Origin of the sequence: Paludifilum halophilum, assembly GCF_002245355.1 — a bacterium.
Lineage (GTDB): Bacteria > Bacillota > Bacilli > Thermoactinomycetales > DSM-45169 > Paludifilum > Paludifilum halophilum.
On sequence record NZ_NOWF01000046.1, the window covers coordinates 1 to 602 of the forward strand.

The 602-nt window shown below is 43.7% G+C and carries 2 protein-coding genes; both read right to left on the minus strand.

Annotated features, from left to right (window positions below; genetic code table 11):
• Positions 1-105 precede the first annotated feature (105 nt).
• Complete coding sequence (locus CHM34_RS19915; protein ID WP_094266051.1) at positions 106-381, minus strand: hypothetical protein; 276 nt, start codon at positions 379-381, stop codon at positions 106-108.
• 25 nt (positions 382-406) lie between these two features.
• The coding region (locus tag CHM34_RS19625; RefSeq protein ID WP_206093845.1) for a retrotransposon gag family protein at positions 407-602 on the minus strand (196 nt) is incomplete at its 5' end.

Here is a 602-nt window from a genome sequence, read left to right on the forward strand (position 1 = left end):
CCCTTTCATTTACTAATGTCTCTCCTCTTTCTGCATCCTCTGAATGTGATGATTTTGCATCCTCATCCACATGAGCAACCCTAGCTTGACCCTCAACTCTCCTATCTAACCTTCCTTGTCATTGAGGGCATTCAAAGGCATGATGACCTTCTTCATTGCAATGGAAATAGGTACCATGAAAGCCTCCTCTTCCTTTTCCATCTCCTCTACCTCTTTCTCTCTGATTTCCAAAGTCTTGATCATGGGAGCAGTTGAAACCCTCATTCCTCTAGTTCCTGCTAGTACCCTAATCTTCATTTTTCTTTTGGGTCTCATTGCGGCCTCCAGATGACCTACCGCTTCCCCTTCCTCCTTGACCATGCCCTCTTTGTCTTCCTTCAAACCTTTTATTTAGCTTCTCTTCAACTCATAGGGAAAACTGGTATGCCTCTTCAACGCTGGTCATTCTTACTAGACTTAGTTCCTCCTGGATGCTAGGTCGCAACCCACTGATATAACGAGCAACCTTCTCCTTATTTGCTTCTGCATGCCCTGCTCTAATCAAGAGTCGATAAAAATCCTCTATATATTCTTGGACTGATCTTCCTGCTTGTTTTAACCTA